The organism is Neobacillus niacini, assembly GCF_023715415.1.
Lineage (GTDB): Bacteria > Bacillota > Bacilli > Bacillales > Cytobacillaceae > Neobacillus > Neobacillus niacini_C.
In genome coordinates this window covers 275,985-290,904 of sequence record NZ_JAMBOB010000006.1, presented here as the reverse complement: position 1 = coordinate 290,904, position 14,920 = coordinate 275,985, and the positions used below count along the sequence as shown (strand labels likewise).

Sequence of the window (14,920 nt, the reverse complement as noted above, 5' to 3'; positions counted from 1 at the left end):
TTTTTTGTATCGGAGATTTATCCTCCAGCATTGCCATTACCATTGCCAGGCTCTGTGGTAACGGGTACATCACCATCTTCGTTTCCTTCGCCGTTACCATTACCATCCCCGTTGCCATCCCCATTACCATTCCCGTTGCCGTTGCCATTGCCATTCCCATTCCCATTCTCATTCCCATTACCTTCTTCTTGTTGGGGCAGTGGGATATCTATTGAGGTTGTGGCTGGGTCACTTCTCTTGCCATCGATTATAGCAACGATACTGATGCTATACTTCGTACCTGGAATAGGATTCTGAAGCGTAACTACTTTTTCTGAAATTGTTTCTGTTTTAGGTGCTACACCATCAGAAATGGTTACTTCGAATTGAACAGCAGTATTTTCTGGGTTATTGTAATCCCAAGTAAGTGTCACTTCATTTTTTCCTGTATCATAAGTTGCTTTTGGATTAACAGGTGCATTAATCTTGTTGTATTTCTCTGATACCTTTTTAGGTGCATGACCTTTCACAGCATACTCCACAATAACCTCACTATCAGGTGTGAACTCACTTGCTAACGCAGGTGGTTTAGAGCCTTTTTCAACTCTAACTTTTTGTACGCTATCTGGAACAGGAAAGTCAGGTGTTTCGATGTCCTTAGACATATATGCAATTAAATTCTTAAAGATTAGCTGTGCGATTCTTTGATCAGCACCCGGTTGAATAGGGGTTTTTAGATTGGAATAACCCGTCCAAACGGAAGCAGTATAGTTGGTTGTGTAGCCTGTAAACCAAGCATCAGGGACAACTTTGCTGCTAGTAATATTCCAGTCTTTCATTTGTTTTTCTGAATAGTTGGTAGTACCGGTTTTCCCTGCAATCGGTAGTCCTGGAACTCTCGCTGTCGTACCAGTCCCCGGAGAAACCATAACGCTCTTTAACATATCTGTAACCATGAAAGCCGTAGAATCCTTCATGACAAGCTTTGATTCTGGTGCAGTATCAAGAACTGTGCCATCTCTAAGTTCAATTTTTTTCACGGCATAAGGCTTCGTATACATTCCATTGTTTCCAAAAGCACTATAGGCTCCTGCCATTTGAAGAGGTGAGACACCAACTGTTTTTCCTCCAAATCCGCCAATGGCATAGGATTCGAAAATTTCCTTCAACGGTATCCCTAAGTTGATAGCAAATTCCTTTGCTTCTTCTAAACCAACTTGTTGAAGCGCCTGAACAGCAGGAGTATTTCTTGATAATTGTAATGCCGTCCGCATTGATATTGGACCCATGTATTTGTCATCCCAGTTGCCAAACTCTTGACCGGTAGAATATTTAATTGGTTTATCATCAATGGTTTGATAGGTACCCCAATTGAGATATTCAATAGCTGGTCCATAGTCCAGTACAGGTTTGATCGTTGATCCAGGCTGGCGCTTGGTATCAATTGCATAGTTAAAGCCACGGCTAACCTCTTGGTTCCGTCCGCCGCCAATTGCACGGATTTCACCTGTCTTAGTATCAATGAGAGCGACACCAGCCTGAAATTCAGCATCTGGGTAGTTTATGACTTCATCTGTATTAAGAATGGTATTCACATGCTTTTGTGCGTTTTGATCAAGTGTAGTATGAATCGTAAGCCCATCCGAGAAAATATCAAAATCCCCTTGAGCCTCGACTTCATCAATAACGGCATCGACAAAAGAATCAAAAGGCTTTTCGTCTCTAACTCTTTCTTCTTCTTTAACCAATGTGGCTGTCACTGGAACACTTTTTGCTTCGTCCATTTGTTCCTTCGTGATATATCCATGCTGTTCCATTAACATTAAGACAATATTACGTCTTTTTTCTGCTAAGTCAGGGTGGTCAAATGGATTGTAATTATTTGGACTTTGAGGCATTCCAGCGAGCTGTGCAGCCTCTGGAAGGGTTAGCTCCTTTAATTCCTTACCATAAAATATTTTTGCAGCTGTCGCCAGTCCATGACTGTTTTCAGATACAAAGACTTTATTTACATACATTTCAAAAATTTGGTGCTTCGTATATTTTTGTTCTAACTGATAGGCCATCCACGCTTCCTGCACCTTACGCTTCAAGGTCTTTTCAGGAGTTAAAAATGAATTTTTGATGACCTGCTGAGTAATCGTACTTGCTCCCTCAGAACCAAATCCTTCCCGGAAATTGGCGACAACAGCCCCGGCCAAGCGGATAGGATCCAAACCATGGTGTTTATAAAACCTTACATCCTCCACTGCTAGTACAGCATCTTCAACAAGTTTTGGTATATCCTTATAGTTAACATATTCACGGTTTACCGAACCAACTTCTGCAATCAGCTCGCCATCTTTATCTAAAACTTTAGAGGAGATGGGGTCTTTTAATAATTTCGGATCAAGTTTAGGAGTATCCTTTACTAAATAAGCAAAAGTTCCAACGCCCGCCAAAATACCAATAATGCCAAGGGCAACAAGGATTAGAAAAATTTTCTTAACAATACCACTAGGTTTTTTCTTCGCTTTTTGTTTTCCTTTAGACTGTTGGAGTTTTTTTCGGCGCTCCTCTCTCGATTCTGCCATAATAAATTTCCTTCCTTTCATACTTCAAACATTTTCTTTTTTTCTAAAAATGAAAAAGAGTATCGATTATTTTAATATAGTCAATTCTTGGTTGAAATCCAAGTGGAATATAAACTCCTTTTTGCTCGATTTCTTCCTTTGTAATTGATTTTCTTCCCCCATTTTTCATTCTTTCCCAAAAGGATAACAAGTGTGTTGCTTCTAGTAAATATACTTGTTCAAATTTGGAAAACCTTAGAATAACAAAACAAATTCCACCTTGTGAAACAACTTCCTGCATATGATCAATTTGATGCTGATGAAAATTTTTCAAAGGAAACGAAGTTGGATTTGCTGTTTCCTTAGCTTCAAAATCGATGTATTTACCTTTATAGACCCCATTATAATCAGTGGTTGAAGCTTGTTTAAAATATGCTTCTTTAATAACAGCTGCACTTCTTTTAGGGTAATCCACCTGGACAATTTGAACGGGGGTTGGCTTTTTATGGATGACAGCAATATTTCTCACACGGTAATATTCATTCGTATCGTTCAAATCATCCTCGAGTGTCATACCTCGATTACTAAAAGAGTGATTACTTTGTTTCCTTACTTTGGATTCCGTTTCACTTTCTTTTGGAACGTATCGCTTTCCGTTTGGATAATTAAATTTCATGATAAGCACCTCTCAAGCTATTACTTATCATATCAAATCTAATCGTTGTGGGGTGTATAAAATTATTAGGTAAACACACGCTAATAAAAATAATGTACCTTGACTCTTTAAAAAAAGCATGATTCTTTTTTCATAATTATCAAATCTCAAAAACTACTTACTATGAAAGCAGAAGGTCAATATGAATCATCTTACAATACATGAGATAGAGACTATCAGTCAAATGAAAGCTGAAAGAGACAAAAAGAATCTTGATAATATTTCAAGAACAGATGCCTATTTTTCCTATTTTAAAAAGAACCCAGATATTATTTGGTCATTCCTAGCCAGTATGGTATCAAGGAATGGAGGGTGGAATATGTGTGATCTGGAAGGGCCTGTTTTTCAAGAAATATTAGAGTCCAAAACAAGGAAAGACCTATTTCTAACCTTTGAACGAGCCAATTGGCTAATTTTCCACGACGTGTACCCTCAATTACTGGTCTATCAATATTCGACGAAAATAAAGCGTCCAATGTTTCATCTTCTTCCATACTTTAAATGTTCTGAATTTATTCAAAAAGAATGGGAGAGGTACTGGAAGGAGGGGAATACTGAACGCCTTACCACCTCGTTAATCATAAATGAACAAAATGTTATTCATACACCTGTTATCGGACATCCAGTTTATAAAAAGCGGGTTTTTCAGTCGTGGATTTTTAATGTACAGGATTGGCTTCATTTCAGCTGTGTCCTCTTTCCTACGTGCGGGGGAGAATTATATGGGGCCAGTGTAAATGGCTTTAAGTCACTATCGAAACGAATAAATCTTGGAAAACGATTAGCGAGAATCTTGACCCATCCTCGGCTTTTCCCCTTGTTTTTCGAATTTGCGGATAAAACTTCGCATACTGGGTCCCGAAATGATTATGAACAATATTTTAAGACAAAAACCAACCGTAATACACCGATATTAAGAGCGACCTTTCCCATTATTGAACACAACCATTATGAATACGAAGATTGGAGCAAGAATCGAGTGATTTCCCCGGCATGGCAGTATTTTCAAGCAAGACACCGCCATCCTATTCACTTGACGGATTGGTACTTTGATAAATCATATCAGCTAGAGTTAATGCTAGCGTTACACAAAACATCTCATATAAAGAAAATATAAAAGCAAGGCACTATGCCTTGCCAGGCTGTCGAGAAACTCTCGAAAGTATTTTATTTTGGCTCTTTTCGTATAAAATGTTGTCTTATGTATGCAAATGGACCGTTCCTTTCCGCTACAGGTGCTTGCTTTCCGCGGGGAGGAAGTCGAGCCTCCTCGACGCTGCGCGTCTGTGGGGTCTCGACTTTTCCTCTACATCCCGCAGGAGTCAAGCACCTTTCGCTCCAATCCACTCTTTGCTTTCAATATTGATAAAAGCATCTATCTGTTAGAAAAGAGCCTTTAATTTTCAATAACTTTATCGATTCACGCGTTAATTTATATAATATTATTAATATTAATAGGACGGTGATTAAATGTATAAGCCAAAAAAAGAGATACAAAATGAAGCGGAGTTTGTATTTATTGATGATTTAGTGCCTCAAGATTACCTGTTAAGTCATAACTGATGCGTTTGTAACACCAGGAAATGTTCATGATTCTGTCCCTTATCTATCACGGTTAGACCGTCAGGTCGAACGTTTTGGATTTAAAGTAGAAACAGTGGCACTTGATTCTGGTTACTTAACAAATCCGATTTGTAAGGGACTAAATGACCGCAATATTTTTGGAGTTATCGCTCACAGAAGATATTAATTAACAAAAGGGTTATTTTCTAAATGGAAGTTTACATATGACAAAGATAGAGATTTGTATGTTTGTCCAAATGGTCAGGTGTTACAGCGAAGCTTCGCAGATTCAAAAGAACTGCATGGGCTTCGCAATTGTAGGTTACGGGGATTACAAAATGCGAGTGAGCAAGTGTTACTTACCGCAACATGCCAAAACATGAAAAAGATTGCAACGCACTTAGCCAGGTTGAAAAAGTGTGTGGCAATCTCCTGGTTCATTCCCCCTGTTGATTGGAGCGGAAGGTGCGAAGACTCCTGCGGGAGTACGGGGCTGGGGAGACCCCGCAGGCGCTTAAGCGCCGAGGAGGCTCCCCGGCACGCCCGCGGAAAGCGAAGCACCTGGAGCGGAAATCAACAGGCCTTTGGGCAGGCAGAAAAATAAAAATTGCCGAGAAAGATACCTTTCTCGACAATCTGGCAAGGCACTATGCCTTGCTTTGTCGTTACTCCGCTGGACGATTTGGTCCTTCGAGCTTTTTATCGCCATAGCCAACTTTATTATCTACTTGTGCTGCGCCGGATTTTTTGTTTTGTTTCTTTTTTGACATTATCAACACCTCCAATTTTAGCTTGTTCGATTTTCCATTTTTCATGCGAAAATGAGGTAGTGTCGAATGGATAGGGAATAAATGCCAAATTGGCACTTTCTTTGACGAAACGCTTCTAGTTTTGTCAGTGGGGAAGGAAGCGTCAACAAGAAAGAGAATAGTACAGTATATAAACGCGAGGAGGTTCTAAATTTGATGAATTCGTCATTGCCAGAAAAGGTAAAGCTGCTTTCTATGCTGACAGAGATATATGATCAATTAGAAGAATTGGAGATTGTTCTAGAGGCATCTTTCTCTGACCTTCGCAGTCAAATGAATCATGATGAGCAAAAAAAATTATTGGAACCCATCCATAGACTCACAATGCTTGAAATGGAATTAGATAAAATAAACCCGCCATCCCCCGAATCAACTATTGGGCATTGCAACTCAGCAACCAGAGCACTAAAACTTGAAATGGGCTTTTAATAACCTATAGAATAAGAATAGAAAACATGGAGTAGCTTTATTAAAAGCTGCTTTTTATTTTGCAAAAATAGAAAGGAAAAAGCGATGTCTGAAGAAATTCTCCAATTAACCAAAAAGCTGTTACACTACAACACATTATTTATTGAATACTTCGAAGAAGCACGGGACACAGGAACCACTCCTGATTTTCATGAGGTAATAGTGCCTTTTGCCAATGAAGTAAAAAGCACTGCAATGGAATGGAGTACCCAAATGAGTACTTGGTTAACGAAAAGCCCGCAAAAACATATACATCCAAAACAAATCAATACCACTTTTGAACATATAGAACAATTATCCATTCAGGCATTTTTTCCAAAAACAAGCCGGTCAAGATTTTTAAATGCCAATCGAACAGTTGAGTTTTTTCTATTAGAAATAGTAAAGGAACTTGAAAAATAAAACAGAGATGCAAATTTTGCATCTCTAAAGCTTGTCTAGCTGTTATTTATCATTATTTATGAATTTTCGATGAGGGAGTCTTCTTTATAATCGTCTGGAATTACTGCGCCCTGTGATTCGAGCTCACGTACAAGAAGTCGGTATTGTTTAATGTTGATCTCGTTGTGAATATAAGCTTTCTTAGCAAAATCCATTAATGCATTTACATCATCAGTGCTATAATCCCGACTTTGATTAAATTTGCTTTTAAGTGAGCGAATGTCCATATGTAATTCCTCCTTCATCATTTTTTTAATCGTAACATGAAAAAAAAGGATTCCTAGTTTTTAAAATATTTAAACTTTAGACAAAATCCTCCTCATTTTGACATTGAAATCTACTTGCAATTATGCACCCATCATCTCCATCCAACATAATTTGTAGTAATGAAAAAGCGGAGGAGATGTTTGCCCATGTTTGGTAAAAATAGATCAAATCATTTTCTAAATCATGGATACTCGGGGCAAATGAATTACGGGAGACCAGTTCATTATCTAGAACATTTTCAGGATGTTCCTCGTAATCAACCATACCAAAACCAACCAGTACAAAGCATGGAATGGTACCCATATCAGCAGCCAAATCCATACTACCAGCAGCCATATCAACAAGCTTACCCACCACCATATCCACCCTATGATGTACCCTTTCAACCAGGTGGAATACCTCAGCAAACGCACAATCCAGCTGGACAGTATCCTCATAAAGATGCACAATTTCTATTTCAAAATCCGCTCCAGCCTAAGGAGGAAATAACACAAAATCAGTATGCGCCGCAAATGAACGGTTATCCAGTCATGAACCCTTATCCAAAACCAAATGGAATGCTGAAACAGCCAGGTGGGATTCAATCGATTATGAATTCCTTTAAATCTCAAGATGGAACAGTGGACGTCAATAAAATGGTGAATACCGCAGGACAAATGGTAAATGCAGTAACTCAGGTTTCTTCATTAGTAAAAGGTCTCGGTGGAATTTTTAAAGCATAAAAAAGCTTAAAAGACGGCTTAGGCCGTCTTTCTTTTTGGAGTTTTGTCGAAAAATATAGGGATTGATTCTATTTTTTGCGTTATTAATCCTCAATATTTATAGTTTTTCCTCTAAGCATTGGAACAGTAATGGTAAGTAATCCATCGCGATAGGAAGCTTTAACCATCTTTTCATTGATGACAACAGGTAATGGTATGGTTCGAGACAGCCGTTCATGTGAAATCCTTTTTTGGAAAAAATGATTGTTAAGACCTTCGGTTGTTTCACTTTCATTATTTTCAATGGAAATAGTTAATTGATTGGGTAAAATATTTAGTCTAATTTGTTCTTTTTTAACCCCTGGAAGTTCTGCTGTAATAATATATTTATCTTCTGATTCCCGTACCTGAATAGGAAAAGCACCACCAGGAAACGGACTGCTGAAAAATTCATCAATCGATTGTAGAACACCCTTTACCGGTTTTTCATGAATGAAATCATTCATGGTTCTAAAAAAATCTCGAAACTGCTCGGGCTTTAATTTTTTGTTATTATTTTGGTCGCTAGGAGGCATGTTTGACATCATACTTTCCCTCACTTTCCATATTTTCTCACCATATCATATGCAGTAGGCTATTGTATGTGCAGTGTCAAAAGTTCGAGACAAACTTATGAACCTTTTATTACAACTCCATTTTTAGTGAGAAATGTCACATGAAAATTTTTCTAGTATTTATATCCTAAGTAAGTAATTTACAAGAAAGAGAGGGAACAAAATGTTCTGTAATCAATGTGAACAAACTCCTGTGGGTGGCTGTACAGTAGTCGGTGTATGTGGAAAAGATGAAACGATTTCAAGTTTGCAAGATACAATTATCTACGGATTAAAAGGAATTGCAGCCTACCGGACACATGCTAACCAATTAGGATATACGGATGCGTTTGTCGATACAACTACACAAGAAGCTCTTTATATGACATTAACGAACTCTAACTTCAATGTGGAAGAGCATATTGAAATGGCGATGAAAGTAGGACAAGCTACTGTTCGAGTGATGGAAATGCTTGATGAAGCACATACAAAGCGCCTTGGCATTCCTGAACCCATTCGTGTAAGTCAGAATAAAATTGAAGGAAAATGTATTGTTGTCTCTGGTCATAATCTATTTGCACTTGAGGAATTATTAAAGCAGACGGAAGGAAAAGGAATCAACATCTATACGCATTCTGAAATGCTCCCGGCTCATGGCTACCCGGCATTAAAGAAATATACCCATTTAAAAGGAAATATTGGCAAAGCGTGGTATGACCAACGTCGTCTTTTTGAAAAATTCCCTGGTGCGATACTAGCAACGACCAACTGTGTAATGCCGATTAAAGGTACATATGCTGATAGAATGTTCAGTTATGAAGTAGCAGGTCTTGAGAATGTACAAAAGATTATTAATGATGATTATTCACCATTAATTGAGAGAGCACTCGAGCTGCCAGAAGCAGATATCGATTCAAATGAAACCTTACTAACAGGGTTCCACCATGAAACGGTTCTTGGTTTAGCTCCAGAGGTGATTGACGCTGTGAAGGCTGGAAAGATTAAGCGATTCTTTGTCATAGCAGGCTGTGACGCACCTGGAACGGGAGGAGAGTATTATCGTGAACTTGCAACCACATTGCCACCAGAAGCGGTTATTTTGACAACCTCTTGTGGCAAGTTCCGCTTTAACGATGTGGATTATGGAGTGGTGCCAGGAACAAACATCCCGCGTTATATTGACCTAGGACAATGTAATAATTCAGGTTCTACGGTTAAGATTGCCATGGCACTTGCAGATGCATTTGGGTGTGAAATCAATGAACTTCCTGTAAGTATCGTGTTATCTTGGTTTGAGCAAAAAGCAGTGGCCATCCTTTTAGGACTTTTCAGCCTAGGAATCCAAGATATTCGAATCGGGCCAAAGGCGCCTGATTTTATCTCTGAAGGAGTCTTACAAGTTCTTCAAGACACCTTTAACTTAAAGTTAATTGGAACCGCACAAGAAGATATGGCAGATATGCTCCAGCTTTCAAAAGTATAGAAAGAAAGAACCGCAGCTACTGATTGGCTGCGGTTTGTTTTTATATTATATTAAATTAATTTCTGAAAGCAGGACATCTATATCTATTATCATATTTCCATTTTCATCGACTTCAATTAGTTCATCTTTTTTCATTTTTGTCAGTGTTCTGCTAATGGTTTCACGAGTCGTTCCAATCATACTGGCCAAATCACGGTTAGTAAACTCAGACTTGAGCAGAATCGTCCCATCCTCTAATTCCTTTCCGTGCTTTTGCCCTAGGCGAATAAGGAGTTTGATGATTTGCTCATATGTATTGTTAAGTATTTGTTCTTCTAACCGATTCTGTAAATCAACAATTTTTTCACCAAGGACTTTAAATACTTTAATGCTTAATTCAGGATACTCAATGAGAACACCTTCAAATTTTGAAATAGGTACTGCAATTAACGTTGACGGTTCAAGAACCTCAGCATAAGCAGGGTAACTGCCTTTTCGAAAGAAACCAACATGAGGAAACATTTCCCCTTTTTTCATAATGGCAACTATTTGTTCTTTCCCATGTATATCACTTTTATAAACCTTGATTTTTCCATCATAAATAAAATAAACATTTTCTAATGGATCACCTTGAAGAAATACATGACTTTGCTTTTTCCATTCTCTTGCAATCGAGATATTCGCAACTTTTGAAAGCTCGTAATCATCTAATTCCCTAAAAAGCGTGAACTCAGAAAGCACCTTCTTAATATCTTCAATTCTCATGGTCCACCTCCACAGACGAAATAAAATACCTTATACTATTGTAACAGACAAACAAATAATAATTAATATTCTTTTTTTACGAACATTTATTCGTTATAATGATAGCAATGAGGTGATCCTATGAAAATTAAGAAAAATCTGCAGGAAATTCTTGTTGATTTAAAAATAAATGACAGTTTTAAAGAAAATATCGTTACATGGAAGACACTACAATCAAAGGATGCCCAAAGTGTCTCACTTCCTGAGCAGCTTCATACGGCATTAAGAGATTCACTAAAAAGTAAAGGGATAGAAAAGCTGTATACCCATCAAAAAACGGCTTTCGAGAATGTCATGGCTGGAAATAGTGTTGTTGCCGTGACACCAACCGCTTCGGGAAAAACACTGTGTTATAATCTCCCGGTTTTGCAAAGTATTTTATCCAACCCAAATGCAAGGGCTCTCTATATGTTTCCCACAAAGGCTCTTGCACAGGATCAAAAAAGTGAAATCAATGAAATTATCCAGGCAGCTGGTATTGATATCAATAGTTATACCTATGATGGGGATACACCGGCAAATATCCGCCAAAAGGTACGTAAAGCAGGACATGTGGTTATAACCAATCCTGATATGCTCCACTCTGCGATCCTTCCTCATCATACGAAATGGGTTTCACTCTTTGAAAATCTCAAATTTGTTGTGATTGATGAACTTCATACCTATCGAGGTGTTTTTGGCAGTCATGTTGCCAACGTAATCCGCAGGCTAAAACGAATTTGTCGTTACTATGGCAGTAATCCTGTCTTTATCTGCACTTCGGCAACCATTGCCAATCCACTTGAACTAGCTGAAAAGTTAACCGAAGAAAAAATGGTTCTGGTTGATAATAATGGTGCACCCAGTGGAACCAAACACTTTCTTTTTTATAATCCGCCTATTGTAAATAAGCCCTTAAATATAAGAAGAAGTGCAACACTTGAGGTTCGTAAAATTGCAGGTGAATTGTTAAAAAATAAAATTCAAACGATTGTCTTTGCTAGAAGCAGAGTTCGGGTTGAAATTATCTTAACCTATTTGCAGGAATTAGTGAAAAATCAATTAGGTCCCAAATCTATTATGGGTTATCGCGGAGGCTATTTACCTACAGAGCGCAGGAAAATTGAAAAAGGCCTTCGCTCGGGGGAAATATACGGAGTTGTCAGTACGAATGCACTTGAGCTGGGAGTTGATATAGGTCAGCTGCAGGTATGTATCATGACAGGCTATCCTGGAACCATTTCTAGTGCATGGCAGCAGGCAGGGAGAGCAGGAAGAAGGCACGGGGAAGCCCTTGTTATTATGGTTGCGAGTTCTAGTCCTTTGGATCAATATATCATCCAGAACCCAGAGTACTTTTTTAATAAAAGCCCAGAGACAGCTAGGATTAATCCTGATAACTTAATTATTTTAATTGATCATATGAAGTGTGCGGCATTCGAACTTCCTTTTAAAGGTGATGAGCAGTTTGGCGATGTCGGAACAGAGGAGCTGCTAGAATATCTGACACAGGAACGGATTCTCTACCAGAATGGTGATAAATGGTATTGGATGAATGATTCATTTCCTGCTCATAATATTAGCTTGCGTTCCGCTTCACAAGAAAATGTTATCATTGTTGACCAATCAGATGTAGCCAATGCAAGAGTAATCGGAGAAATGGATCGGTTTTCCGCTATGACCTTGCTGCATGATGAAGCCATTTATCTCCATCAAGGAACTCAATTTCAGGTGGAAAAGCTTGATTGGGAAGAAAAAAAAGCATTTGTCACTGAAGTAGATGTTGATTATTTTACTGATGCCAATTTAGCCGTACAACTTAAGGTCTTAGAAGAGGACAAGCTTACTAGGCTGGAGTATGCTGAAGTTGGCTATGGAGATGTCAGCGTCCGGGCAATGGCAACCATTTTTAAGAAAATCAAATTTGAGACCCATGAAAATATCGGTTCAGGACCCATCCACCTCCCTGAAGAAGAGCTCCATACGAGTGCGGCATGGATTTCATTAAATAAGTCGTTTGCGGAAATGGGACAAGAGCGATTAGAACAGGGACTTGTTGGGACGGCTCATTCTTTAAATCATATTGCACCATTATTTGTAATGGCAGATCCACAAGATATTCATGTGATACCACAGGTTAAAGCAGATCATAATGAAAAACCAACGATTTTCTTTTATGATCGATATCCAGGCGGCATTGGTCTAAGCGAGAAAATTCATTCTGGAATGTCAGAGGTCTTTGCAGAAACGCAGAAAATGATTGAAAACTGTAAATGTCAAACGGGGTGTCCATCATGTATTGGAACCGATACTGTGGGTGAGACGGCAAAAAGAGATACTTTAAAAATAATTGAAGCATTCATAAATCCTTCCAATTAAAATGAGGAAGTGCTGAGATGTCATTGAAAAATAAATTAAATCGTTTAAAACCGCATATATCAAGTGGAGCACCAGCTGCAGACAGTATTTCTCCTCCCGAGTCATCGAGAATTGAGATACCATTCCTGCCCAAATGGGAAAGTGAAAACGTGACTCCGTACCTATTGGACCAGGATTACTGTCTGATTCGTGAAGTGAAATATCCGTTGTCACAAAAACATGGTCATTACCATTTTCATGAATTTCTAACAGCTGTTGATATCTGGAATAACCAGCCTATTAGTCATCCATTATCAGCAGAAGGGCATCGTGCTGAGGAATTATTCTTTTTTGATACGGAAACAACGGGCCTAGGTGGTGGAGTGGGTAATACAATTTTTTTACTTGGTTACGCAAGTGTAATCGGTGAAAATCTAGTTTTAAGGCAACATATTCTTCCACATCCAGGTGCTGAAGTCCCTTTATATAAAAGCTTTCTGGAGAAGGTAAACTATAAAACTTTAGTCACCTATAATGGGAAATCGTTTGATTGGCCACAAGTTAAAACCAGGCATACCCTAGTAAGGGATCATGTACCAAAGCTACCAGCCTTTGGTCATTTTGATTTATTTCATGCAGCAAGAAGACTTTGGAAGCATAAATTGGATCGTCTAAAGCTAGCCGTCGTCGAAAAGGACATTCTAGGAATCGAGAGGATAGATGATATCCCAGGTTATTTGGCTCCAATGATTTATTTTGATTTCATTGAAAGTAAACAGCCGGATGGGATGCTTGGAATCATTAAACACAATGAAATTGATATTTTGTCGCTCGTCACATTATATACCCATCTTACCTTTCAACTTTGTGGGATGGACACAAGCCAAACACGAAAAGAAACATTTGAAGTAGGCAGGTGGTATGCTTCACTGGGGGAAAAGGCTGAAGCAAGAAAGGTATTGACGAAGCTTGTAGAAGGCAGTGATTTTACCTCTTTACAAGCAAAGCTAACTTTAGCCTATCAGTTTAAAAAAGAGCAAGACTGGGAAAGTAGTTTACCATTATTTTTAGAAGTAGCTGACACAGAAAATCATCAGTTGAGCATTGACGCTTGTGTAGAAGCTTCAAAAATTTATGAACATAAAGTAAAAGATTACAAGCTTGCCTTGGATTATTGCCTAAAGGCTTTGGAATCTATGGGAAACATGGAGTCTCCAACCCAAAAAATTCAGCAACAGCTTGATCTCAGGATGAACCGTTTGGAGGGGAAATTCGCTAAATTTCCCAGGTAAGCGCAACATTCGTCGATCCTCGATTCTTTGTAACAAAAAATTCACATTTCAATACCAAAATAATAGTAATCTCATATTGTTTCTTATAGTTGAAAGTTGTAAAATAGATAACTGTGAGTAAAAAACGACTATAAAATAATAATGGGGTAGATACTATGTATAAAGCAATCTTGTATTTATTTTTTGTTGTCGTTTGTTTGACTGCAGTACTTTTTTCAAGCTTAAAAGATAACTTATATTCAATGCTATAAAAAGTAAAAGCGCCATTTCTTTATGAATCTAGACATTTATCACTGTGCGCTTGAGCTAGACAGTTGACTAAGTGAAGTTAATCTTAATTAGATATATGAAAAATAGGTATTTTCATTAGTACAAGAAAAACTCTCCTATCATAGGCTGTTAATGTAAACAGAATATATATTTGAAGGGAGAGCTTATATTGTATCTTGGAACTAATTTTGCGCCGCCAGTCATTCATCCGACTAAACAAGTAGTAAACCACACTTTCTCAACAACTGTGGTTCCGCATATTCATCCAACACATACAACAACTATTAATCATCATATGTTCCAGCATAAACACTATTGTCCTCAAACAGCTTCTTGTGCACAAGATTGTTGTCATCAACACATTAACTGCTGTAAAGGTGGTATGCCAGCACCTATGCCGACCGCTGTTGCTGGAGCTCAGAGTAATGCATTACCTCCAGGGAACAACATGCCGCCTAATATGGGACCAGGCATGATGGGACCGGGAATGATGGGTCCAGGAATGGGACCGGGCATGGCTCCGGGAATGGGACCAGGCATGATGGGACCGGGCATGGCTCCAGGAATGGGACCAGGCATGGCACCAGGTCAATACCCACGTCCGAGACGTTTCTTTGGATAATCAATTAACAAGGGCAGGTTTGCCCTTGTTTTTTCAATTTATTTG

14 protein-coding genes and 1 pseudogene are annotated in these 14,920 nt (G+C 38.5%); 9 read left to right on the top strand and 6 right to left on the bottom strand.

All coding sequences use genetic code 11. From position 1 onward, the window contains the following. Positions 1 to 17: 17 nt before the first annotated feature. Positions 18 to 2,552, bottom strand: a complete 2,535-nt coding sequence (locus M3189_RS16115) for a penicillin-binding protein 1A (protein ID WP_251635195.1) — start codon at positions 2,550 to 2,552, stop codon at positions 18 to 20. 43 nt (positions 2,553 to 2,595) lie between these two features. Continuing rightward, complete coding sequence (gene recU / locus M3189_RS16110) at positions 2,596 to 3,207, bottom strand: Holliday junction resolvase RecU (RefSeq protein WP_251635193.1); 612 nt, start codon at positions 3,205 to 3,207, stop codon at positions 2,596 to 2,598. A gap of 181 nt (positions 3,208 to 3,388) precedes the next feature. On the opposite strand from recU, the gene M3189_RS16105 reads away from it, so the two are divergent. The 4 genes and pseudogenes from M3189_RS16105 (at position 3,389) to M3189_RS16090 (ending at position 6,488) form a co-directional block, all read left to right on the top strand. Continuing rightward, entirely contained in the window at positions 3,389 to 4,363 is a 975-nt protein-coding gene (locus M3189_RS16105; protein ID WP_251635191.1) for a DUF2515 family protein, read from the top strand. A 435-nt stretch (positions 4,364 to 4,798) separates the two neighbouring features. After that, positions 4,799 to 5,218: pseudogene (locus M3189_RS16100) on the top strand (transposase); the annotation flags it as partial. Positions 5,219 to 5,771: 553 nt separating this feature from the next. Further along, positions 5,772 to 6,047 (top strand): hypothetical protein, encoded by a 276-nt coding sequence (locus tag M3189_RS16095; protein WP_251635189.1) that lies wholly within the window; start codon positions 5,772 to 5,774, stop codon positions 6,045 to 6,047. Positions 6,048 to 6,131: 84 nt separating this feature from the next. Next, positions 6,132 to 6,488, top strand: coding sequence for a DUF1798 family protein (locus M3189_RS16090; RefSeq protein WP_251635187.1), 357 nt, complete (start codon positions 6,132 to 6,134; stop codon positions 6,486 to 6,488). A 56-nt stretch (positions 6,489 to 6,544) separates the two neighbouring features. Here M3189_RS16090 and yppF read toward each other — a convergent pair whose 3' ends face one another. Together yppF and M3189_RS27175 are read right to left on the bottom strand one after the other, a co-directional pair. Beyond that, entirely contained in the window at positions 6,545 to 6,754 is a 210-nt protein-coding gene (yppF, locus tag M3189_RS16085; protein ID WP_251635185.1) for a YppF family protein, read from the bottom strand. A 76-nt stretch (positions 6,755 to 6,830) separates the two neighbouring features. Then, on the bottom strand, positions 6,831 to 7,241 hold the full coding sequence (locus M3189_RS27175; RefSeq protein WP_251635611.1) for a hypothetical protein: 411 nt from the start codon (positions 7,239 to 7,241) through the stop codon (positions 6,831 to 6,833). On the opposite strand from M3189_RS27175, the gene M3189_RS16075 reads away from it, so the two are divergent. Beyond that, complete coding sequence (locus M3189_RS16075) at positions 7,190 to 7,516, top strand: YppG family protein (protein WP_251635595.1); 327 nt, start codon at positions 7,190 to 7,192, stop codon at positions 7,514 to 7,516. The two genes, M3189_RS27175 and M3189_RS16075, sit on opposite strands and share 52 nt — an antisense overlap. Before the next feature lie 83 nt (positions 7,517 to 7,599). On the opposite strand, the gene M3189_RS16070 is transcribed toward M3189_RS16075, so the two are convergent. Beyond that, positions 7,600 to 8,079, bottom strand: coding sequence for an Hsp20/alpha crystallin family protein (locus M3189_RS16070; RefSeq protein ID WP_251635183.1), 480 nt, complete (start codon positions 8,077 to 8,079; stop codon positions 7,600 to 7,602). A 193-nt stretch (positions 8,080 to 8,272) separates the two neighbouring features. On the opposite strand from M3189_RS16070, the gene hcp reads away from it, so the two are divergent. Next, complete coding sequence (gene hcp, locus M3189_RS16065) at positions 8,273 to 9,571, top strand: hydroxylamine reductase (RefSeq protein WP_251635181.1); 1,299 nt, start codon at positions 8,273 to 8,275, stop codon at positions 9,569 to 9,571. Positions 9,572 to 9,616: 45 nt separating this feature from the next. On the opposite strand, the gene M3189_RS16060 is transcribed toward hcp, so the two are convergent. Next, positions 9,617 to 10,315, bottom strand: a complete 699-nt coding sequence (locus tag M3189_RS16060; RefSeq protein WP_251635179.1) for a Crp/Fnr family transcriptional regulator — start codon at positions 10,313 to 10,315, stop codon at positions 9,617 to 9,619. Positions 10,316 to 10,435: 120 nt separating this feature from the next. Between M3189_RS16060 and M3189_RS16055 the strand changes: the two genes are divergently transcribed. The 3 genes from M3189_RS16055 (at position 10,436) to M3189_RS16045 (ending at position 14,875) form a co-directional block, all read left to right on the top strand. Continuing rightward, on the top strand, positions 10,436 to 12,712 hold the full coding sequence (locus M3189_RS16055) for a DEAD/DEAH box helicase (protein ID WP_251635176.1): 2,277 nt from the start codon (positions 10,436 to 10,438) through the stop codon (positions 12,710 to 12,712). A gap of 17 nt (positions 12,713 to 12,729) precedes the next feature. Then, complete coding sequence (locus M3189_RS16050; RefSeq protein WP_251635174.1) at positions 12,730 to 13,983, top strand: ribonuclease H-like domain-containing protein; 1,254 nt, start codon at positions 12,730 to 12,732, stop codon at positions 13,981 to 13,983. 439 nt (positions 13,984 to 14,422) lie between these two features. Further along, positions 14,423 to 14,875, top strand: a complete 453-nt coding sequence (locus M3189_RS16045; protein WP_285889693.1) for a CotD family spore coat protein — start codon at positions 14,423 to 14,425, stop codon at positions 14,873 to 14,875. The last annotated feature ends 45 nt before the right edge of the window (positions 14,876 to 14,920 follow it).